Source organism: Kribbella sp. VKM Ac-2569, from assembly GCF_004216905.1.
In the GTDB taxonomy this organism is placed as follows: domain Bacteria; phylum Actinomycetota; class Actinomycetes; order Propionibacteriales; family Kribbellaceae; genus Kribbella.
Window position 1 is genome coordinate 81,982 of record NZ_SGXJ01000005.1, and the last position, 20,420, is coordinate 102,401.

Consider the following 20,420-nt stretch of genomic DNA (forward strand, 5'->3'; position numbering starts at 1 on the left):
ATGAAGCGGACAGTTCTCGCCCTCGCCGCGGCGGCGGCACTCGCGGTTTCCGGCTGTGCCGCGAACGCGAACAGCAACAGCAACAGCGGCGCGGAGGACGCCGGCGACACCCTGGTCGCGGCGTACTCCGAAGGCGGCAAGACGCTCGACCCGGCCGAGGCGAACGACGTCACCTCGGACACGTTCGTGGTGGCGGCGTACGACCAGCTCGTCACCTACGCCCGGACCGAGGACGGCGGGAAGCCGAAGGCGAAGACCGACCAGATCGTGCCGATGCTGGCCGAGTCGTGGAAGGCGAGTGCGAACAACACGTCGTACACCTTCAAGCTGCGGGCCGACGCGAAGTTCCAGGACGGGGCGCCGGTCACGGCGGACGCGGTGGTGAAGTCGTTCGACCACATCAAGGCGTCCAGCTCGGCGAGCTTCCTCTACAAGATGGCCGGCATCGCGAAGGTCACGAAGGTCGACGAGCAGAACGTGAAGATCGATCTGACCGCGCCGAACCACCTCTTCCTGCAGATCCTGCCGATGTACTCGTTCTCGATCATCGACATGGACAAGGTGGCGCAGAACGGCGGACCCAAGTGGCTGGCTACGAACACGGCCGGCTCCGGCCCGTACAAGATCACCAAGTGGGACCCCTCGACCGAGGCAGCGATGGCCCGCAACGACTCGTACTGGGGTGACAAGCCCAAGCTGCGTCAGGTGAACGTGAAGTTCATCGCCGAGGCGTCGAACCGGGTCCAGCTGCTCAAGAAGGGTGAGGTCGGCCTCGCACTCGAAGTACCGCCGAAGGACGTGCAGTCGCTGAAGGCCGCCGACGGCGTGACGATCGACTCGCGGGCCGGCAACAAGATCCTGTTCTTCGCGATGAACAACCAGATCAAGCCGTTCGACGACCCGCGGATCCGCCAGGCGGTCTCGTACGCGATCCCGTACGACAAGCTGCTGAACGACGTGATGAAGGGCCAGGCATCCCCGATGAAGTCGTCGGTGGCCAGCTCCACGCCGGGCTTCAGCGACGCCGGCTACACCTACAGCCACGACCTGGACAAGGCCCGCGCGCTGCTCGCCCAGGCCGGTCTGCCGCAGGGCTTCAGCTTCGACTTCACGCTCGGGTCCGGCTTCGACGACTGGAACGACGACGCGGTGCTGATCCAGGCCGAGCTGGCCAAGATCGGCGTGAAGATGAACATCAAGAAGATGGCGCGGCCGCAGTTCCTCGAGGCGCTGGAGACCAAGAAGGTCCAGTCGTACATCACCCGCTGGACGTCGTTCGTCAACGACCCCGGCTACCACCTCGGCCTCCTGCTCACCAGCCAGGGCTCGAGCAACTACGCCAACTTCTCCGACCCGGTGGTGGACAAGGCCTGGCAGCAGGCGTCGACCGAGCCGGACGTTGCCAAGCGCAACAAGCTGTACGACGCCGCGCAGCAGGAGATCAACACCAAGGCGCCGTGGGCGTACCTGTACGAGTACAACATCGTGGTCGCACACCGCGCCGGCCTCGACGGCTACACGTCGTACCCCGACGGCATCGTCCGCTTCTTCCAGTTGAGCGTCACCAAATGAGCTGGGAAGAGACGGTCCTCGCGGAGATCGAGCGGACCGCGGACGAGCTGATCGAGCTGGCCGGTGACCTGATCCGGATCCCGAGCGAGAACCCGCCGGGGGACTGCACCGCGGTCGGTGAGTTCATCGCCGCCGTACTGCGGAAGGCGGGCGTCGAGGTGGAGATCCTCGACGCCGGCCAGGGCCGCCTGAACGTGGTCTCCCACCAAGGCGAACCAGGCGACCGGCATCTCGTGCTCGCCGGCCACTCGGACGTCGTACCGGTCGGTGACGTGAGCCGCTGGAGCTTCCCGCCGTTCGCCGGTGACGTGGTCGACGGGTACCTGCGCGGCCGCGGGGCCAGCGACATGAAGGCCGGCCTCGCCGGGATCATCCACGCGTACGTCGTGATGCACCGGCTCGGCGTACCGCTGGGCGGACGCTTATCGCTCGCGGCGGTACCCGACGAGGAAGCCGGTGGGCCGCTCGGTGCGGACTGGCTGCTCGACCAGGGCGTGCTGGACGGTGCGACCGGTGCCGTGATCGCGGAACCGGCCGAGCGGACGCACCCGACGATCGGGCAGAAGGGCAGCAACTGGTTCCGGCTGACGGTGTCCGGCCGGCCTGGGCACGGAAGCCTGCAGCCGTTGCACGGGACGAACGCGAATCTTCAAGCAGCTAAGGCGATTCTCGCGTTGCAGTCGCTGTGGGAGATGGTCCCGGACGCGCCGGCCGAGGTACGGGAGCTGATCGCGCGGTCGCAGGTGTTCGCCGAGGAGCGGGAAGGGTACGCGCCCGGGATCGGTGCGGCGTTCGACCACGTGACGATCAACGTCGGGAAGATCACCGGCGGGTCGGCGACCAACGTCGTCGCGGACAAGTGTGTCGTCGAGATCGACACCCGGGTCCCGATCGGACTGAGCCGCGCCCAGGTGCTCAAGCGGGTCGACGAGCTGCTGACGGAGGCAGGCGTCGAGGCGACCGTGGAGCCGCTCGGGTTCCGCAGCGAGCCGAACTGGACGCTGCCCGACGACCCGATCGTGGTCGAGCTGGTCAGTGCACTGCGCGAGCTCACCGGGGAGCCCGCGGAGGGCGTGCTGCAGTGGGCGTCCTCCGATGCGCGGACGTTCCGCAGCCACGGCATACCGGTGCTGCAGTACGGCCCGGCTGAGTTGTCGACAATCCACGGCTTCGACGAGCGCGCGCCGGTCGCGGACGTCGTACTGGCTGCGAAGACGTACGCGCTGACCACACTTTGCTATCTGGGCGTGACCGATGAGTGATTTGTTGACCGTCGACAATCTGACGGTACGGATCGATACCTCGCGCGGGCCGATCACGCCGGTGCGCGACGTCAGTCTGCGCATCCCCCGCGGGAAGATGCTCGGGCTGGTGGGGGAATCCGGCAGCGGTAAGAGCGTGACCGCGATGACGATCACGCGGCTGCTGCCGAGGCGGTCCGTGCACGTGACCGGCGGGCGGATCGAGTTCGACGGACGGGACCTCACCAACCTGTCCGACAGGTCGCTGCGGGCCGTGCGCGGCAAGGAGATCGCGACGATCTTCCAGGAACCGATGACCGCGCTCAACCCGGTGCTGACCATCGCCGACCAGATCATGGAGCCGCTGCGCGTGCACCTCGGGCTGTCCCGCAGACAGGCCGCGGACCGTGCGGCCGAGCTGCTCGACATGGTCGGCATCCGCGACACCGCCCGGGTACTGCGGGACTACCCGCACCAGCTGTCCGGCGGCATGCGGCAACGCGTGATGATCGCGATGGCGATGTCGTGCGAGCCGAAACTGCTGATCGCGGACGAGCCGACGACCGCGCTCGACGTCACCACTCAACTGCAGATCCTCGAACTCGTGATGGACCTGCAGCAGAAGCACGGTACGTCGGTCTTGCTGATCACCCACGATCTCGGAGTGGTCGCGCAGACCTGTGACGAGGTCACGGTGATGCACGACGGCCAGGTGCAGGAGACTGCACCGGTCGAGCAGATCTTCGAGGCACCGCAGGCGGACTACACGAAACGGTTGCTGAGCTTCCTGCCGTCCAGCCGGCCGCGAACGCGGGAGTCCCGGCCGACGGACGAGGCGCCGCTGCTGGAGGTGTCGGATCTCGTCAAGGTGTTCCCCGGCCGACGTCGTCGTACCGAGCCTGTGACCGCTGTTGACGGGGTGAGCTTCAGTGTCGCGCCGGGCCGGACGCTGGCGATCGTGGGTGAGTCCGGGTCGGGCAAGTCGACGACCGGTCGGGCGCTGCTCCGGTTGCACGAGCCGACCTCCGGAGCCGTGACGTTCGACGGCGTCGACCTGCTCGGGCTGTCCGCCGCGGAGCTGCGGGCGATGCGGTCCCGGATGCAGATCGTCTTCCAGGACACGTATGCGTCGCTGGATCCGCGGTGGACGATCGAACGCACGTTGGCCGAGCCGCTGCGAATGCACACCGACCTGGACGCGGCGGGGATCCGGGAGCGCCTGGTCGAGGTGATGGAGCTCGTCGGGCTGGAGGCCGAGCATCTGGAGCGGTTCCCGCACGAGTTCTCCGGTGGTCAGCGGCAGCGGATCGGCATCGCCCGGGCGTTGCTGCTCAACCCGTCGCTGGTGGTCTGCGACGAGCCGGTGTCCGCGCTCGACGTGTCGGTGCAGGCGCAGGTGCTGGAGCTGCTCAAGGACCTGCAGGATCGGCTCGGTCTGGCCTACGTCTTCATCTCGCACGACCTGTCGGTGGTGCGGCTGATCGCCGACGACGTACTCGTGATGAGCCGCGGCAAGGTCGTCGAGCACGGCACGGTCGACGAGGTCTTCGCCGCGCCGAAACACCCGTACACCAAGGCGTTGCTGGCCGCGGTGCCTTCGCCCGACCCGCGGGCGCGCCTGGACCGCGCCCAGCGCCGCGAACTCGTCGAAGCCGGAACAAAGGAGGCCGTCGCATGACCGTTCTGGGTGTTGTGACCATCGGGCAGTCGCCGCGGAGCGACATGTTCCCGGAGATGCTGCAGTGGTTGCCGGCGTCGGTCGAGGTCCGCGAGCGCGGGGCTCTGGACGGGCTGTCCGCGGCGGACCTGAAGGCGCTGGCTCCGCAGCCGGGTGACGAGACGCTGACCACCCGGTTGCGCGACGGCTCGTCGGTGGCGATCGGCCGGGCCGGGATTCTGTCCCGGCTGCAGAACGCGATCGACATCCTGGAGTCGGGGGGAGCGGACGTCGTACTGATCGTCTGCACCGGTGACTTCCCACCGTTCCGCCACAGCCGCCCGCTGCTGCTTGCGGGTCCATTGCTGACCGCGGGTCTCTCCGCGCTGGCAGGTGACGCGCTGGTCGGGGTGGTGTGTCCGTTGGCGGAGCAGGAGCAGCAGTCGTACGAGAAGTTCGGGCACCTGGAGCAGAAGATCAAGGTCGCGTGGGCGACGCCGTACCAGCCTGGTCTGACCGAGTTGGAGGACGCCGCTCGCTCGCTGGCTGCGGAGGGCGCGCAACTGCTGGTGCTCGACTGCATGGGGTATACGCAGGAACATCGTCAAGCAGCCGCGACCGCGTCCGGGCTTCCTGTGGTCCTGTCACGGTCCGTCGTCGCACGTCTAACCGCGGAGCTGACATGACCATTCCTACGAAGCCACAGACCAAGCACCCGCGGGCGTTCGAGCCCGCGACGCTAGCGCTGCTAGTTATCTGCGCGGCCGTCGGCTCGGTCATCGGCCTGCAGATCATCACCACGCTGGGCGTCACGCCGAACACCGCCCTGATCGGTGTCCTGGTCGCGGTCGCGCTCAGCCGGGTGCCACTCGCCGTACTGCGTCCTTTCCGGTCGGTGCACCGGCAGAACCTGGTCCAGTCGACGATCTCCACCGCGACCTTCGCGGCCGCGAACTCGTTGCTGCTGCCGATCGCGATCCCGGTCGTCCTCGGCCGGCCCGGCCTGGTCTGGCCGATGCTGATCGGCGCCGGACTGGCGATGCTGATCGACTTCGTGATGCTGTACTGGCTCTTCGACTCGAAGGTCTTCCCCGGATCGGGCGCCTGGCCGCCAGGGGTCGCCGCGGCCGAGGCGATCAAGGCCGGTGACGAAGGCGGCAAGCGGGCCGCGCTGCTCGGCGCCGGTACGGCGGTCGGCCTGCTCGGGTCCTGGCTCGGCGTACCGATGTCGGCGTTCGGCGTCGCGTTCATCGGGAACGTGGTCGCGCTCACGATGTTCGGGGTCGGGCTGTTGGCACGGGGCTACAGCGCGGACCTGTTCGGCGTGGACATCGCGGCGCACTACATCCCGCACGGGCTGATGGTCGGCGCCGGTCTCGTCGCGTTGATCCAGGCCCTCGTGGTCGTCTTCCGCGGTCGTCGTACGCCGGAGCCGGCCGAGTCGGCTGTGGAGCGCACGACGTACACCCGCGACGACTCCACCGCCGGCCGCGGTCTCGCCCGCGGCTTCGTCCTGTACGTCGGGGCGGCGATCCTGCTCGCGATCACCGGCGGACTGATCGGCGACCTGGGGTTCGGGGAGCTCGTGCTGTGGGTGCTGTACGCCGCAGTGTCGTGCATCATCGCCGAGTTCATCGTCGGACTGTCGGCGATGCACTCCGGCTGGTTCCCGTCGTTCGCGACCTCGCTGATCTTCCTCACGATCGGCATGCTGCTCGGGTTCCCGCCGATCGCGCTCGCCCTGCTCGTCGGGTTCATCGCGGCCGGCGGGCCGGCGTTCGCGGACGCCGGGTACGACTTCAAGGCGGGCTGGCTGCTGCGCGGCCGGGGAAGCGACCCGGCGTTCGAGCTGGCGGGGCGGCGGCAGCAGCTGTTCGCGGGCGTCATCGGGATGGCGGTCGCGGGCGTGGTCGTCGCGCTGACCTACCACGTGTACTTCGACCGCGACCTGTTCCCGCCGATCGTGCAGGTCTACGCCAAGACCATCCAGGCCGGTGCCGACCAGGGGCTGATCGGCAAGCTGCTGCTCTGGGCCGTGCCCGGCGCGATCATCCAGGCGCTCGGCGGCGCCAAACGCCAGATGGGCATTCTGCTCGCCACCGGCACGCTGATCGTCAATCCGATCGCCGGGTGGACGGTGCTGGCGGGGATCGTGCTGCGGGTCGCGTACCGCCGCTGGAAGGGCCCCGAGGCGGAGTCGCAGATGACCATCGCTGCGGCCGGTTTCATCGCGGGCGACGCGCTGTACGGCTTCGGCAACAGCCTCGTCAAGACCAAGTTCTGAACCATCAAATCTCTGAGCCATCAAATCAAGGAGACACAGCAGATATGCCATGGCGTGAAGTGCTCGACCTGTACGACCTGCTCGACGACGCGTCCGCGTCCGGCGAGGCAGTCGCGGCCTGGTTGCGCAAGAACGGCGTCGCCGACGTCCAGGTGACCACGGTGACGGGTGACAAGGGCAGCACCGACTTCGTCCGGGCGGTCATCCCCGGCAGCCGCGGCCGGCTGGCCGGCGGCGACGCGCCAACGCTCGGCGTCATCGGCCGCCTCGGCGGACTCGGCGCCCGGCCGGAGCGGATCGGGTTCGTCTCCGACGGCGACGGCGCGCTGGTCGCGCTCGCGGTGGCCGGCAAGCTCGGCACGATGCGCCAGCGTGGCGACCAGTTGCCGGGTGACGTGATCGTCGCGACGCATGTCTGCCCCGACGCGCCGACCCGCCCGCACGACCCGGTGCCGTTCATGGACTCGCCGGTCGACGTCGACGCGATGAACCGGCACGAGGTCGAAGACGCGATGGAAGCGATCCTGTCGGTCGACACCACCAAGGGCAACCGGGTCGTCAACCACCGGGGCTTCGCGATCTCGCCGACGGTCAAGGAAGGGTGGATCCTGCGCGTCAGCGAGGACCTGCTCGACCTCGCGTCCCAGGTGTCCGGCCGGCTGCCCGTCGTACTGCCGCTCACCATGCAGGACATCACGCCGTACGGGAACGACGTCTACCACATCAACTCGATCCTCCAGCCCTGTACTGCGACGTCCGCGCCGGTGGTCGGTGTCGCGATCACCACCGAGACCGCCGTACCGGGATGCGGCACCGGCGCGACCGATCTCACCAGCGTCGAGTCGGCCGCCCGCTTCTGCGTCGAAACCGCCAAGACGTACGGCGATGGCACGGCGTCGTTCTACGACGAGGCCGACTTCACCCGCCTCACCGGTCGCTACGGCACCATGCACCACCTCCAGGGCATGGGCTGAGTCGTTCTACCGTAGGGGTGTCTGTTCTCGCTCGAGCCGTTCGTCGGTGGAGTGAAGACACCCCTGGAGGAGGACCGTGAAGTACTTGCTGATGATCTGTGGCGACGAGTCGGCTGCTGCGCATGCCAACGACGGGTGCGGTGGCTGGACGGAGGAGATGGAGTCTCGCGGGGTCGTGGCCGGTGGCGCCGGGCTGCGGCCGCCGGACGAGGCGACCACGGTGCGGGTGCGGGAGGGTGAGCTGCTGCTGACGGACGGGCCGTTCGCGGAGACGAAGGAGCAGATCGGCGGGTTCGTGCTGATCGACTGCGCGGACCTGGACGAGGCGATCGAGATCGCGTCGAAGCACCCTGCGGCCGGCTACGGCACGATCGAGATCCGGCCGGTCTTCGAACCGCCGGTGCTGGAACCGCCGGTGTGACGTTCGAGGAGATCTACCGGCAGGAGTGGGGTCAGGTGGTCGCCACTCTCATCCGGGTCACCGGCAACTGGGAGCTGGCCGAGGAGTGCGCGCAGGAGGCGTTCGCCGCGGCTTTGGAGCGGTGGCCGAGCGACGGCGTACCGGATCGGCCTGGTGCGTGGCTCACCACGACTGCACGCAACCGTGCGATCGACTGGCTGCGTCGCGAGGCAGTGGGTGCACAGAAGCTGCAGGAGGTGGCTGCGATGACGCATGACTCAGAGCCGCCGTACGACGTACCGGATGACCGGCTGCGGTTGATGTTCACCTGTTGCCATCCCGCACTGGCGATGGAGGCCCGGGTGGCGTTGACGCTGCGGACACTGGCCGGTCTGAGTACGACGGAGATCGCGCGAGCGTTCCTGGTGCCGGAGACGACCATGTCGAAACGGCTGACCCGCGCGAAGCAGAAGATCCAGCACGCGGGCATCCCGTACCGCGTCCCGCCCGCACACCTCCTGCCGGAGCGGACACCCGCCGTACTGGCTGTCCTGTACCTCCTCTTCAATGAGGGGTACTCCGACGTTGTCCGGAGCAACCTGAGTGGTGAAGCGGTCCGACTGGCCAGACTGCTCGTGCAACTCATGCCGGACGAACCTGAGGCCGCTGGACTGCTCGCACTGATGCTGCTGCACGATGCGCGCCGCGACACGCGCCTGGCACCGGACGGCGCACTGGTCACGCTGGACGAGCAGGACCGCACCCAGTGGGACAACACGCGCATCACCGAAGGCGTGGACCTCCTCGACTCCGCACTGCGCCGCGGCGAGCCCGGCCCGTACCAGGTCCAGGCCGCGATCGCGGCCTGCCACGCCACCGCCCGGACCGCAGCCGACACCGACTGGCCGCAGATCGCCGCCCTCTACGCCCAGCTCCCGCAGACGCCTGTGGTCGCCCTCAACCGCGCTGTGGCGATCGGCATGGCAGACGGCCCAGCCGTCGGTCTACGCCTGGTCGAAGAGCTAGCCGCCGGACCGCTGCTCGGCTACCACCTCCTCCCCGCCACCCGAGCCGACTTCCTCCGCCGCCTGAACCGCCGCACCGAAGCCGCCACCGCCTACCGCGAGGCCTTGGCCCTGGCCACCACAGACGCCGAACGCCGGTACCTGGAGAGGCGGCTGCGAGAGGTGTCTGTCCGGGGCTGAGCCGTTCGTCGGTGAGGTATGACGGATATCAGGAGTGCTGTAGCGGGAGAGCGGGCCGAGTTGGCGGAGGTGCTGGCCGGGCTGCGGGAAGAGGACTGGGACAAGCCGACGTTGTGTGCCGGGTGGCGGGTGCGGGAGGTGGTCGCCCACATCACCATGCCGTACCGGATCTCGGTGCCGCGGTTCCTGGCCGGGATGGTCCGGGCCGGTGGCAAGTTCAACCGGTATGCCGACCGGCAGGCGCGACAGGATGCGGCGGAGCTGACGTCGGCGCAGCTGGTCGAGTGTCTGCGGCAGAACATCAACCACCCGTGGAAACCACCCGGTGGCGGCTATGAGGGCGCGCTGTCGCACGACGTGATCCACGGCCTCGACGTGACCGTTGCACTGGGCATCGGTCGGCAGGTGCCGTCCGAGCGGCTGCGGATCGTCTTCGACGCGATGAGGCCACGCCACGCCAAGTACTTCGGCGTCGACCTGACCGGCGTACAACTGCAGGCAACCGACCTCACCTGGACCTACGGCAGCGGCACACCGCTCACCAGCACGGCACAGGACCTCCTGCTGGTCCTCAGCGGCCGTAGCCTCCCACCCAACCACCTCTCCGGTCGCGACGCCGACCGCTTCACCGCTGGAGTGACCCGATGATCATCTGTCTCCCGATCGAGGACCGGCCGCGCTCGTACGCGTTCTACCAGGAGGCGCTCGGCCTGACGCCGGTCGGTGAGCCGGCCGAGGACGGCATCCCCGAACCGCTGCAGTTCCAGCTGGCCGACGACGTCAGGATGATGCTGATCCCGACCGAGGGCTTCGGCTGGGTCCTGGGTGATCAGCCGGCCGCACCTCATGGCCAGAGCGAGTGCATCCTCAGCGTGGAGGTCGACAGCGAGGAGGCTGCCGACGCGCTGGCTGCCAAGGCGGTCGCCGCCGGGGCAGTGCAGGTGACGGCGCCGACTCGCAAGCCGTGGACCTACATGGCCACATTCACCGACCCCGACGGGCACCTGTGGATGGTCACGGCTCCTTGAGCTCGAGGGCGTAGTCGCCGTGGGTCGCGGTCCGGAGCAGGATCCGGCCGGAATCGACGGCCAGATGCGTGATCGGGTCGTCGACGTACAACCCGGCGATCCGGGTGCCCGCCGCCGGATCCCACACCGCGACGTTGCCGCCGGTCGAACCGGTGACCAGCACGGTCCGCGTGTTGAGCGACCCGATGGCCACACACTGGACCGCTGAGGCGCGGTCCGCCGGGTTCTCGATCCGCTTCCCGTCCGTGATCGTGTACACCCGCGCCCGCCCGCCGCACGCCACAGCGACGATCGCGCCGTACCCGGGAACGTTGCCCAAGGCCACAGAGGTCGCCTGCTCCAGGTTCGGCTTGACGTACAGCAGGTCCCAGCCCTGCTCGAGCACGTACGACGGCAGCTCGACGAACGGACCGGCGATCGCGCGGGGACGCTCGCCTTCCCGACTGGCGGGGGACAGGGTTCGCCGGTCCCAGACCCAGACGGCGCCGTCGACCGATCCCGTCGCGATGACCGGCACTCCGTCCAGTTCACCGGCCGCCGCGACCGACTGCGGCCAGCCCTCCGGCCGGTCAGGGTCGAGTGGCCGAGGGCGAAACGCGGTGCGCGACGGCTCATTGCCTAGCTCCTCCGGGACCTTCGTCGGCATGAACCGGTCGTAGCGCCACTGTCCCGTTGAGGCACTGCCAAGCCGCGAGAGCGTAACACCGTCACGGTTCGCGACGTACTCGAGTTGCTGCAACTGCACCAGCGCGGTGCCGTCGAGGTCGGGCGCCGCCGCGACGATCGGATGTCCGCCGACCACGCCGATCGCGATGGCCCGGGCACGCTCGTCGTACGGCGACTTCTCGACGTGTGCGTGCCCTTCGGTGAACCAGAACAGACTCCTCCCGATCCCCGCGGCGACCACGAACGGCGCCCCGATCGGGGCGCCGGCCATGACGTCCAGGTCGCTGCCGCTGTCGAACTGGATCGGATCGGTCCGCCACCCCTCACGACCGTCGACGGGATTGATCAGCAGAATGCGATGGGCGCGGTCCGGAGGAGGCTCGTCCTGCACCGCCAGGAGCACCAACGCGCCGTCGTCCTCGATCCCGAAGCCTCGTACGTCGAGGGCTTCGAGCGCCGGCGGAAGGTCGAAGGACCGCAGGGTCACCGCGTCGACCATCTTCAGCGAGCGGCCGAAGTCGACGCCGGCGATGACCTGCCGCCCGTCGACCCGGCCGACCCCGATGGCGTGACCGAGGCCGACGTCCGCCGCGGCGATCCGTTCCTTGGTACGGGCGTCCCACACCTCGACGATCCGGTCGTACCCGGCCGAGGTCACCACGACCGACCGACCATTGATGACAGCCATCGCGACAGCGGTCGCCCGGTGGTCGAGCACGATCATCGACAGGGGATCGGGTACGCCGGTCCGCGGATCCCACAACTCGATCCGGGTGTCGACCGCGATGGCGACCACGGGAAGGTCGTCGACGTGGCCGAAGCCAAGTCCACGGACCTTGCCGGTCGTGCCGTAGGTCGACTCCAGATCTGCCCTCCAGTCGAGGCTGCCCTCGACCATCCGCAGCCAAGGTGTGGTCGAGAGCCGGCCGACCGCATCCCCCAGCCCGGTCATCGAGGCGCCGGGGTACTCCTTCAACCGGGCGTGCAGCTGCCCCGGGAGCTGGGTGGGGTCGCGAGTGAGAGTGGTCCGGCTGCGGCGGAGGGTCCGTTCGACCACGTCGACGGGCTGGAACGTCGTCATCCACCGGACCGTCGCATCGACGTCGTTGCGGGACGCGTCCTGTTCCATCACGAGTTTGGCCGCGGTGATGACCGCATCGGTCTGGTCGACGCCGAGCAGGTCGACCGCGCGGGTCAGCCAGCCGGCATCGGTCACCAGGTCGACGACCGCCGCGGAAGCCGGTGCGATCCGGTCCGCGTCGGCCACCAGATGCTCGGCCAGGTAGCGAACCGCGTAGAAGTTCGCGTCCGCCCAACCGTCCAGGGCCGCCCGCTGCCGCGTGGCCAGCGCTCGCGCGATCCGTCGGTGGCCGGCGGCGTACGACGGCTGCGCGTGGAAGTGCTCCACGAACGTCTGGTGGGCGAGCCGGTAGGTGCTCTGGCCGTGCTCCCCGTCGAGCATGACGTACGGCGCCGCCGCGACCAGCAGGTTGTCGAGGTCGGCCTCGCCGGGCCGGCCGTCCGTGAACGCGCCGGCGGCGGTCGCCCAGGTGCCGTCGGCGCGCGGGAGTCCCCGGCCACGGGCATGGCCAAGAGCCTCGAGCAGCGGACGGAAGTTGCGGTTGGCAACCGTCAGCCGGTCCACAGCGGTCGCGAACAGGCCGCGGTTGTCCTGCTGCAGCAACTCTGCGAGCTCGGGCTGGGCGTCAGCGGTCAGCAACTCGGGCCGGGCGAGGATCTCGTGCACGGCCAGCCGGGCGTAGAGGAAGTGCCGGTTGTGCGCGCCGACGCTGCGTGCGGCCGCGGCCGCGGTACCTGGGTCGATCGGCAGTGCACTCAACCGATGCTCGACGTACCTCGTCACCGCTTCGGGATCGAGGTCCACCGTCACGGTCGCGATCGGTTCGAGCGCGTCCAGCAGGTTGGTGTCGACCGGCTCCAGGCGGTCGAGTCCTTCGTTGGTCGAACGGCGAGTGCCGACGACGACCCGGCAGCCGGGGACCTCGGACAGTTGCCGCAGTACGGCGGCCACCGCCGGCGGATCCTGGGCCTCGTCCAGCGCGTCGACCATGACCGTGCTGCCCTCGACCACCGTCCGCAGACCTTCGAGCGTGGTGGAGACGTCTGGCTCGCCTTCAAGGTCTGCCGCCAGCCGGTTGATCACCTCGGTGGTCGTCAGACCGGTGAGCAGGACTGTGGCATTGAAGACGTCGTCCGGTGGCTGCTCCGGCGCGGCCAGCCGCTTAACCCGGTCGGTGCGGATCAGCAGCTCGCGCAGTGAAGGGTTGCTGTGTACGACGAGGTTGCCCAGGACGGCGGACTTGCCTGAGCCGGCCGGCCCGGTGACGGCGAGCAGTCCGGAGCTGGTCGTGCGTAGCCACTCGGTGATCTCGCGATGTTCCCGGCTGCGCCCCTCGAAGTACCAGGTCGGCTCACCGAGCTCCGCCCCCTGCGCCTTGGGCACGAAGAACTTGCGCTGATCCTTCGGCAGACCGGCGAGGAACGCCTCCAGTTCGAGATAGACGTCCTGGGTGGCGGTGACACCCGCACCGAGCGGCCGCGCCGGCGGGGTCAGCGGCCGGGCCTGGCCTAGCCCGATCGGGATCGCGAAGCCGAACGCCAACTGGTCCTCCAGCCGGCCGACCAGGTCGGCCACCCGGATCACCTCGTCGTTGGCCGTGAAGGACTTCAACACCAGGTCCAGAGCCTTCGGCACCGCCTCGAGGAAGCCCGATCCGGTGCCGCCGCCACCGAGCAGCGCGAAGCGTTTGGCCGGATTCGTCGTGGACAGGATCTTCGCCGCGAGCAGTTGGACGAACCGCTCGGCGCCGCAGGCCTCGATGACGACCAACGTCCACGCCCCGGGGTCATCGCTGCGGCCGGCCCATTCGTCCGCCAGGTGAGTCGCCAGTTCCTCCGCGTGGTGGCCGGAGCCCTTCATGTGCTGCGTGCTGTTGTACGAGGCCAGCCAGGCATCCTCCGTGTCCGACTCGCCATGGCCCACCCAGACCAGGACCGAACTCCGCGGCCCGTCCCGATCCGCCCAGGCGCCCAGCTCCTGCTGCACCCAGGCGGCATCCGGCCGGCCGTCGGTCCAGGGATGCACAACCCCGCCGTACGGCGTGAGCAGGTCGGCGATCGCCTTGGCGTCGTCCTCGGCCGGGATCGACGCGAACGGCCGCCGTACGTCGGGGCTGTAGGCAGCGATCGGGATGGGATAGATGGTGAAAGTCGGCTCGCTCATTGGCCCGCCTCCTCGGGTGGGACCGCCAGCACCTGTTCGGTGACGGCCGACGCGCCGCCGCCCTTCACCTCGACCCGGTAGACGCCCGGCTCCCGGAGGACGACCGATGCGGTCAGCACCCCGGCGCGACGCTCCAACGGCGGCACCGCGACCTGCCAGCGGCTGAAGGCGTCGACGACCCGGCACGACGTACCGGTCGCGTCCGCGCCGGACACCGTGATCGTGAGCGGCTCGTCGACCGACACGACATCGGGTACGTCGATCCCGATCTCACCGGGGCCGAGTGGGGGACCGGCGGTGTCGTTGGTCAGGACGTCGCGCACATGCGAGATGGCTTCCTCGGTCGCGGCAACGGCGCCATGGGACTGCGGGAGCGTGCCGGGGGACAGGCCGAACCCGGCGGCCGACCGGCGGAACACCGTGCCGTCGCCGCGCAGATCCAGCCGCTCCCGGATCACTCCGGCCGGATCGGTGATGCACGTGTGCATGAGGGGCGTCAGTACGCCGTCGCGCATCGACAGACTCTGCATCGTCGGCTGTTCGACGCCGATGAGCAGCCGCAGACCGCCGGCATCCCCCTGCATGAGTTTGTCGTGCCGCAGAAGGGATTCCTCGGCAAGTTCGCGGTCGCCGTCGAGACTCGCGATGTCACTGGGTTCGAGCCGGCGGGCGGTCGCGCCCTCGTCGACGCACCGGTAGAAGGGCAGTAGGTCGTACAGCCCGGGCATGTGCTGGACCAGCTTGCGCAGCCGCTTGCGGGGAATCGGAAGTCCGTCTCCCGAGCTCAGGATGTACGCCGACTTCACGGAGCCGTAGTACGGCGTGCCGAGGGTGACCGTCGTACGGACGTCGGACGCACCGCCGAGCACGTGCAGGTAGTAGCGGGCGACCAGGCCGCCCATCGAGTGTGCGACCAGGACGACCTTCGCGTCGGCGCTGCCCGACGGATGCGCCCGCCACTGGGACAGGTGCCGGTCGACCAGTCGCTCGAGTTCGTGCGCGTTGTGTTCCACGGACAGCCGCCAGTCGTACGGGAACTCGCACAACGCATCTGGATGTGCGAGCACCCGTCCGATCCCGGTCAGCAACTTCGTGTACGGCTCGAAGCCCTTCAGCACCGGCGCGAACGCCGGGAAGCGCAACAGCCCGGTGGCACGGACGCGGCCGGTCCGGCCGGCCCGTTCGTCATCAGTGACGGCCAAGCGTTTGAGCGCTCTTCCCGTCGTCCACGCGCTGACCCACCAACTCGCATCGTCGAGGCCCCACAGGACATCACCCGACTCGACGTCGACCAGCGAACTCCCCATGATTCCCGGGATCACGATGACGGCATCCCGGAACACGGCCCCCACTGCGTCCATCCGAACCCACCCCCGGACTCAGTCTCGATCCGGGCCGGGCGAATTACCAGACCGTGGCGGGGTGGCGAAGCTTGGCCGCCCGGAACGCCTTCTTGGTGGCTGATTGACGGCGGAACAGGCGGCCGCCGTACCGCAGCCACTCGACCTGTCCGTCGCTGCCGCGGACGAAGTTGGCGCGGACGTGCGTAGGCGTGCCGTCCGGGTTCTGCGCGAGCACGTAATCCTTGCGGTAGAAGGCGAATCGGAACAGAGCCTGTCCGCCCACGCCGGCGACCAACTCACCGCTGTCAGCGGTGAGGTCGAGACCGAGCTCCTCCGGCTTACCGTCGAAACCGATCTGCTGAGACACGTACGTGCCCTCGTAAGCAGCCAACTTCCGAGGCGGCAGCTCCTGCGGTACGGCGGGCAGGTTGGTGACGCCGGCGAACTCCTGAAGTGCCCAGTCGTCTGCGAACAGCTCTGCCACCAGAGACGGCCCGCTCTCGGAGTTGGTGAGCAAAGTGATGGCGAAGTCCCGCTGCGGTACGAACAGGAAGCCGGAGTGCTGACCTGACCAGTCCCCGCCGTGCTGCACCACCTTCGGACCCTGAGCAGTCGGCCGCAGCATCCAGGTGACACCCACCCCGTTCAGCTCCACGAACAGCGTGCCGCCCGGTCCCGGGTGCGACTGCATAGCGAGCCTGCTGCGGTCGCTGAGCAGCTGGGGGAGGTCCCGGTGCCCCAGGTGGTACCGCGCGTACCGGAGCTGGTCCCGTGCGCTCGAGATCAGGCCACCGACCGAGTGCAGCGCACGTGGCATCGCGTCGAACGAGGGCTCGACGACCGGCTTGCCGTCGACGATGTTGTGCGACGCGGCGACGCTGAAACCGTCGAGCTCGCTGCGGAAGAACCGGCTGTGCGCGAGTCCGAGCGGATCGACGACCAGCTCGCGGGTGGCGGTCTCGTACGGCTTCCCGGTCACCACCTCGATGATCCGCCCGGCCACGCCGATCGCCGCGTTGTTGTACGAGAACACCTTCCCGAGCGGCGTGAGCTGCGGGACCTTCGTCATACCGGCGACGTACCGTGCGAGCGCTTCGTCGCCCTGTCCGGTGTCCTCGAAGTAGTCGCCCTGCCAGCCGGCCGTGTGGTTCAGCAACTGCCGGACAGTGACGCGTGCCGCGACCGACGGGTCCTGCGTCGCGAAGTCCGGCAGGTACGCGCGGACCGGCCGGTCCAGGCTGATCCGGCCGCGCTCGACGAGCCGCATGATCGCGGTCGCGGTGAACGTCTTGGACGTCGAACCGATCCGGAACACGGTGTCGCCGGAGACTGGTGCGCCGGTGTCCACGCTCGTGACCCCGAAGCCGCGGACGTACTCCCGGCCGCGGTACCAGACGCCGAGACCGGCGCCGGGGATCGCGTACTTCGCCATCCCGGCCTCGATCTTCTCGGCCAGCCGCCCGATCGCGGCCGGTTCCCTGCTTGTGGTGGCCGATGAGGGCAGAGTGGTCAACGCAGCAACCGGAACGGCAGCGGCCGCGGACTTGAGCACGGTACGACGGGTGAGCGACACGTCAACGTCTCCTCGGGCGAGTAGGAATGCTTCCGATTCCGCTATTATTACCAACATTGGTATCAATGGATACCCTGAAAGATCCCTGATGGAGAGCCGATGGAGGAGTCGCCGACCCCGGTGCTGGACGTTCTGCTGCACCCGATCCGCTGGCGCATCGTGCAGCGGGTGCTGGGCCGCGAGGTCACCACCACGGACCTGAAACGCGACCTCCCCGACGTCTCCACCACGACGCTCTACCGGCATGTCGCCGCGCTGATCGACGCCGGCTACCTGACGGTGGTTCGCGAACGAAAGATCCGCGGCACCACAGAACGCACCCTCACCCTGGACCAAACCAAGGTGGGCCGGATCGACGAGCGCGAAGCCCGCGCGATGACCCCGGACCAGCACCGCCAGGCCTTCCTCATGCTCCTGACCCGCCTAGCCGCCGACTTCGACCGTGTGGTCGAGAGCGGCGACCTCTACCCCCGCCTACACCAGTTGGGCTACTCACAACTAGCCCTCTACCTCAGCCCAGAGGACATGACAGCGTTCCGGTCAGCCTTCGAAGAACTGATCACCCCTTACCTGGCAGAATCCCCAGGCAAGGACCGCGTAGTCCTGTCGATGTTCTCGCTACCCGACAGCTGACCCCACTCCGTTCCGCAGCTCCAGGTGCCGGTGCAGGAGTTGCGAGCCGCGCGGCGCGAGGAGCTGGGCCGATCGATCCAGCGGCTCCTCGAGCGAAGGTGTCGCAGGTGCCGGTGTCCGTCGAGTCGTGGGGTTTGGCGGTGCCCCGGAGGCTGAGCTGTCGCGTCGGCCCGCGTGAGCTGTCATGGCGGGGAAAGGAATCGTCGCCATATGCAACTTTCTTTCCCCGCTCTTTGGATTTGGCCCGGATCGGCCAGGAATCCTCCCGTTGACCCCGAACGGCCGCTCCGCCAGTCGGCCGACGGTGTGCAAGTTCGACAGGTAGAGCACCAGCGAGACACCGTACGCACGACCACAATCACGCTCAGGTGCACTACCCAGCCACCCGACACGTCCTGTCCAAAATGCACACCCCGCCCTTCACGCACCACCTCAACCACCCACCACACATCAGTCACAGAGCCGGATATCCCCTCGCGTGCAGGGTTCTCCCCTCGCGTATCGATAGAGAACCCAGAACGCGCGGGGATAACCCGTCGTCTGCTCGACGCGCGGGCAGTACGTCCGTGGGCGGCGCGACGGCCGGGAGTGGGGACAGGCGCTGGTGACTGGGGATAGGCAATACCAGGTGCCGACCCACCATTGCCTGTCGCACGAGCCCGGATCGGGCTGGTCACCACCCCCACATCGGACAAGAGAGCCGGGGTTGTCCGTTCCCGTTCCGCGACGTGCGAGCGGGTCCTGTGCGCGCCGGGCCAGTCCACTGCTCGGGCCCCGTCGGTGGTGAGCATGCACCCCAGAAAGCACGACGGGCGATCCAGGTCGACGCTTTCCGTCGGCACAGATCGCCCAGATTGTTCGCGCCCCCGGCAGGATTCGAACCTGCGCACCCGCCTCCGGAGGGCGGTGCTCTATCCCCTGAGCTACGGGGGCTCAGGAACGTGCAGAACAGTAGCAGGAAGTTCACCGAAATCCCGAATTGGAGGCCGGTGTACTGCGAGCCCTGTCGATCGTCGTACGGGGGACCCTGAGCGGACCCTGGAACACCGGCCGGGTGGGATCAGATCCGTCGTGGGCACCGTCATAGTGGACGTAAGCCCAACGGTGGAAAGGAAAACGGTACTCATCATGGCAAGCTCTCTGGTCCGCCCGTCACACGATCGCTGGATCGGCGGTGTCTGCGCCGGTCTGGCTCGCCGGTTCGGTATCTCGGCCAACACGATGCGCCTGATCTTCGTGATCAGTTGCCTCCTGCCCGGCCCGCAGTTCCTGATCTACATCGCGCTCTGGATCCTGCTGCCGTCGGAGGACTGACCCCGCTCACCGACCGTCACGGCGTACCTGGCAACCTGACTCTCCATGAGAGCAGGCAGGTGGCGCCGGGCGGTCGGTACGGCGGCGGCGCTGCTCCTTGCGAGCAGCGTGGTGGGTGGTTGTCAGGTCGGCCCCGCGCCGCCGGCAGTTGCTGACCTCCGGACCGGCGCACCGCCCTGGGACGCTCCCCGGGACGCGGTCTCGTACATCGACAAGGCCGGGTTCGAACGGCTCCCGCTCGACTTCTCCGGCCCTTCGCCGTACACGCTGAACATCGCGGTCACGGTCGACGGCAAGCCGGTGCAGGTCCCGGCCGGGATCGGCGTCGACAAGCTCCGCGCCGAACAGGCTGCGGTCCATACCCACACCACCGACGGACAGGTCTGGGTCGAGGCCAAGACCGCCTCCGAACGTCCCACCCTCGCCCAGTTCTTCACTCTCTGGGGCCTCCGGTACGACGCCAACTGCCTCGCCGACGCCTGCACGGACCTGAAAGTCACCGTCGACGGCAAACCCGCCCCCTGGAACACCCCTCTCACCCGCAACAGTCACATCGTCGTCGCAGTCGGTCATTGAGCATTGAAATCACTGCTATCATTGCTGACAGGGAGGTGGTCATGATGGCGGCAATCACAGTGCGCAATCTCGACGACAAGGTAAAGCACCGGCTGCGGGTCCGAGCAGCGAGTCACGGCCGCTCGATGGAGGCGGAGGCTCGCGCGATCATCGTCGAAGCCGTCGGCGGGGACGAAGAGGAACCGAACATCCTGCAGCGGCTCCACGAGCGGTTCGCCGAGCTCGGCGGCGTCGAGCTGGACATCCCTCCGCGGAGCAGCAAACCCCGGGTCGTGGACTTCGACTGATGATCGTGTTCGACACCAACGTCGGGTCCGAGTTGATGAAACCCGCACCGGACAAAGCTGTCGTCGACTGGTACGCGGCTGAGCGCTCGAAGGGTCTCTGCACAACGGCGATCACCGTTGCCGAGATCCGGTACGGGCTCGAGCGAATGCCGTCCGGACGCCGGAGGACGGTGCTGTCGGCGGCCGCCGACGAGATCTTCGCCGAGTTCGCCGACTCGATCCTGTCGTTCGATGGCTCGGCTGCCGCGCTGTATCCGGAGGTCGTGATCGGACGTGAGCGTGCAGGCCTGCCGATCGAGCACCCGGATGCTCAGATTGCGGCGATCTGCCGGGTCGCGGACGCCACACTTGCGACCCGCAACACCAAGGACTTTCAGGGGACCGGCGTAGAGCTGATCAATCCCTGGGAGTGAGCGGCGTACC

The 20,420-nt window shown here is 68.4% G+C and carries 18 protein-coding genes and 1 tRNA gene; 15 read left to right on the forward strand and 4 right to left on the reverse strand.

Annotated elements, in window-relative coordinates; translation table 11 throughout:
- From EV649_RS31435 to EV649_RS31480, 10 genes are all read left to right on the forward strand, one after another.
- On the forward strand, nt 1-1,572 hold the full coding sequence (locus EV649_RS31435; protein WP_130387286.1) for an ABC transporter substrate-binding protein: 1,572 nt from the start codon (nt 1-3) through the stop codon (nt 1,570-1,572).
- Nucleotides 1,569-2,834, forward strand: coding sequence for a M20 family metallopeptidase (locus EV649_RS31440; protein WP_130387287.1), 1,266 nt, complete (start codon nt 1,569-1,571; stop codon nt 2,832-2,834). The genes EV649_RS31435 and EV649_RS31440 overlap by 4 nt, the downstream gene beginning before the upstream one ends.
- A complete protein-coding gene (locus EV649_RS31445) occupies nt 2,827-4,491 on the forward strand; it encodes an ABC transporter ATP-binding protein (RefSeq protein WP_130387288.1) in 1,665 nt (554 codons plus the stop codon). The genes EV649_RS31440 and EV649_RS31445 overlap by 8 nt, the downstream gene beginning before the upstream one ends.
- Nucleotides 4,488-5,156, forward strand: a complete 669-nt coding sequence (locus tag EV649_RS31450; protein ID WP_130387289.1) for an AroM family protein — start codon at nt 4,488-4,490, stop codon at nt 5,154-5,156. The genes EV649_RS31445 and EV649_RS31450 overlap by 4 nt, the downstream gene beginning before the upstream one ends.
- Complete coding sequence (locus EV649_RS31455) at nt 5,153-6,754, forward strand: OPT/YSL family transporter (protein ID WP_130387290.1); 1,602 nt, start codon at nt 5,153-5,155, stop codon at nt 6,752-6,754. The genes EV649_RS31450 and EV649_RS31455 overlap by 4 nt, the downstream gene beginning before the upstream one ends.
- A 44-nt stretch (nt 6,755-6,798) precedes the next feature.
- Complete coding sequence (locus tag EV649_RS31460; protein WP_130387291.1) at nt 6,799-7,728, forward strand: DUF1177 domain-containing protein; 930 nt, start codon at nt 6,799-6,801, stop codon at nt 7,726-7,728.
- Between the two features lie 76 nt (nt 7,729-7,804).
- Nucleotides 7,805-8,149, forward strand: a complete 345-nt coding sequence (locus tag EV649_RS31465) for a YciI family protein (protein ID WP_130387292.1) — start codon at nt 7,805-7,807, stop codon at nt 8,147-8,149.
- A complete protein-coding gene (locus tag EV649_RS31470) occupies nt 8,146-9,333 on the forward strand; it encodes a sigma-70 family RNA polymerase sigma factor (RefSeq protein WP_130387293.1) in 1,188 nt (395 codons plus the stop codon). The genes EV649_RS31465 and EV649_RS31470 overlap by 4 nt, the downstream gene beginning before the upstream one ends.
- 18 nt (nt 9,334-9,351) lie before the next feature.
- Nucleotides 9,352-9,981 carry a maleylpyruvate isomerase family mycothiol-dependent enzyme gene (locus EV649_RS31475; RefSeq protein WP_130387294.1) on the forward strand — a complete coding sequence of 210 codons (630 nt, stop codon included), beginning with the start codon at nt 9,352-9,354 and terminating at the stop codon, nt 9,979-9,981.
- Nucleotides 9,978-10,361 (forward strand): VOC family protein, encoded by a 384-nt coding sequence (locus EV649_RS31480; RefSeq protein ID WP_130387295.1) that lies wholly within the window; start codon nt 9,978-9,980, stop codon nt 10,359-10,361. Before EV649_RS31475 ends, EV649_RS31480 begins: the two co-directional genes overlap by 4 nt.
- On the opposite strand, the gene EV649_RS31485 is transcribed toward EV649_RS31480, so the two are convergent.
- The 3 genes from EV649_RS31485 to EV649_RS31495 are packed head-to-tail and all read right to left on the reverse strand — an operon-like array spanning nt 10,348 to nt 17,187.
- The gene (locus EV649_RS31485) at nt 10,348-14,271 is read right to left on the reverse strand and encodes a hypothetical protein (protein ID WP_130387296.1); all 3,924 of its coding nucleotides are present in this window, start codon (nt 14,269-14,271) and stop codon (nt 10,348-10,350) included. The two genes, EV649_RS31480 and EV649_RS31485, sit on opposite strands and share 14 nt — an antisense overlap.
- Nucleotides 14,268-15,632 carry a hypothetical protein gene (locus EV649_RS31490; protein ID WP_130387297.1) on the reverse strand — a complete coding sequence of 455 codons (1,365 nt, stop codon included), beginning with the start codon at nt 15,630-15,632 and terminating at the stop codon, nt 14,268-14,270. Before EV649_RS31490 ends, EV649_RS31485 begins: the two co-directional genes overlap by 4 nt.
- Nucleotides 15,633-15,675: 43 nt before the next feature.
- A complete protein-coding gene (locus EV649_RS31495; protein ID WP_198682799.1) occupies nt 15,676-17,187 on the reverse strand; it encodes a serine hydrolase domain-containing protein in 1,512 nt (503 codons plus the stop codon).
- Between the two features lie 99 nt (nt 17,188-17,286).
- Here EV649_RS31495 and EV649_RS31500 point away from each other — a divergent pair, with 99 nt between their 5' ends.
- Nucleotides 17,287-17,820, forward strand: a complete 534-nt coding sequence (locus EV649_RS31500) for a helix-turn-helix domain-containing protein (RefSeq protein WP_130387299.1) — start codon at nt 17,287-17,289, stop codon at nt 17,818-17,820.
- Between the two features lie 861 nt (nt 17,821-18,681).
- On the opposite strand, the gene EV649_RS31505 is transcribed toward EV649_RS31500, so the two are convergent.
- Nucleotides 18,682-18,753: transfer RNA gene (locus EV649_RS31505), tRNA-Arg, on the reverse strand.
- Between the two features lie 195 nt (nt 18,754-18,948).
- Here EV649_RS31505 and EV649_RS31510 point away from each other — a divergent pair.
- Genes EV649_RS31510 through EV649_RS31525 form a run of 4 tightly spaced genes read left to right on the forward strand, consistent with a single transcriptional unit; the run spans nt 18,949 to nt 20,410 of the window.
- On the forward strand, nt 18,949-19,134 hold the full coding sequence (locus tag EV649_RS31510) for a PspC domain-containing protein (RefSeq protein WP_130387300.1): 186 nt from the start codon (nt 18,949-18,951) through the stop codon (nt 19,132-19,134).
- A 45-nt stretch (nt 19,135-19,179) separates the two neighbouring features.
- Nucleotides 19,180-19,710, forward strand: coding sequence for a hypothetical protein (locus EV649_RS31515; protein WP_130387301.1), 531 nt, complete (start codon nt 19,180-19,182; stop codon nt 19,708-19,710).
- A 41-nt stretch (nt 19,711-19,751) separates the two neighbouring features.
- Nucleotides 19,752-19,997: a plasmid stabilization protein gene (locus EV649_RS31520; protein WP_241998918.1), complete on the forward strand. Its 246-nt coding sequence runs from the start codon at nt 19,752-19,754 to the stop codon at nt 19,995-19,997.
- Complete coding sequence (locus EV649_RS31525) at nt 19,997-20,410, forward strand: type II toxin-antitoxin system VapC family toxin (RefSeq protein WP_130387303.1); 414 nt, start codon at nt 19,997-19,999, stop codon at nt 20,408-20,410. The genes EV649_RS31520 and EV649_RS31525 overlap by 1 nt, the downstream gene beginning before the upstream one ends.
- The last annotated feature ends 10 nt before the right edge of the window (nt 20,411-20,420 follow it).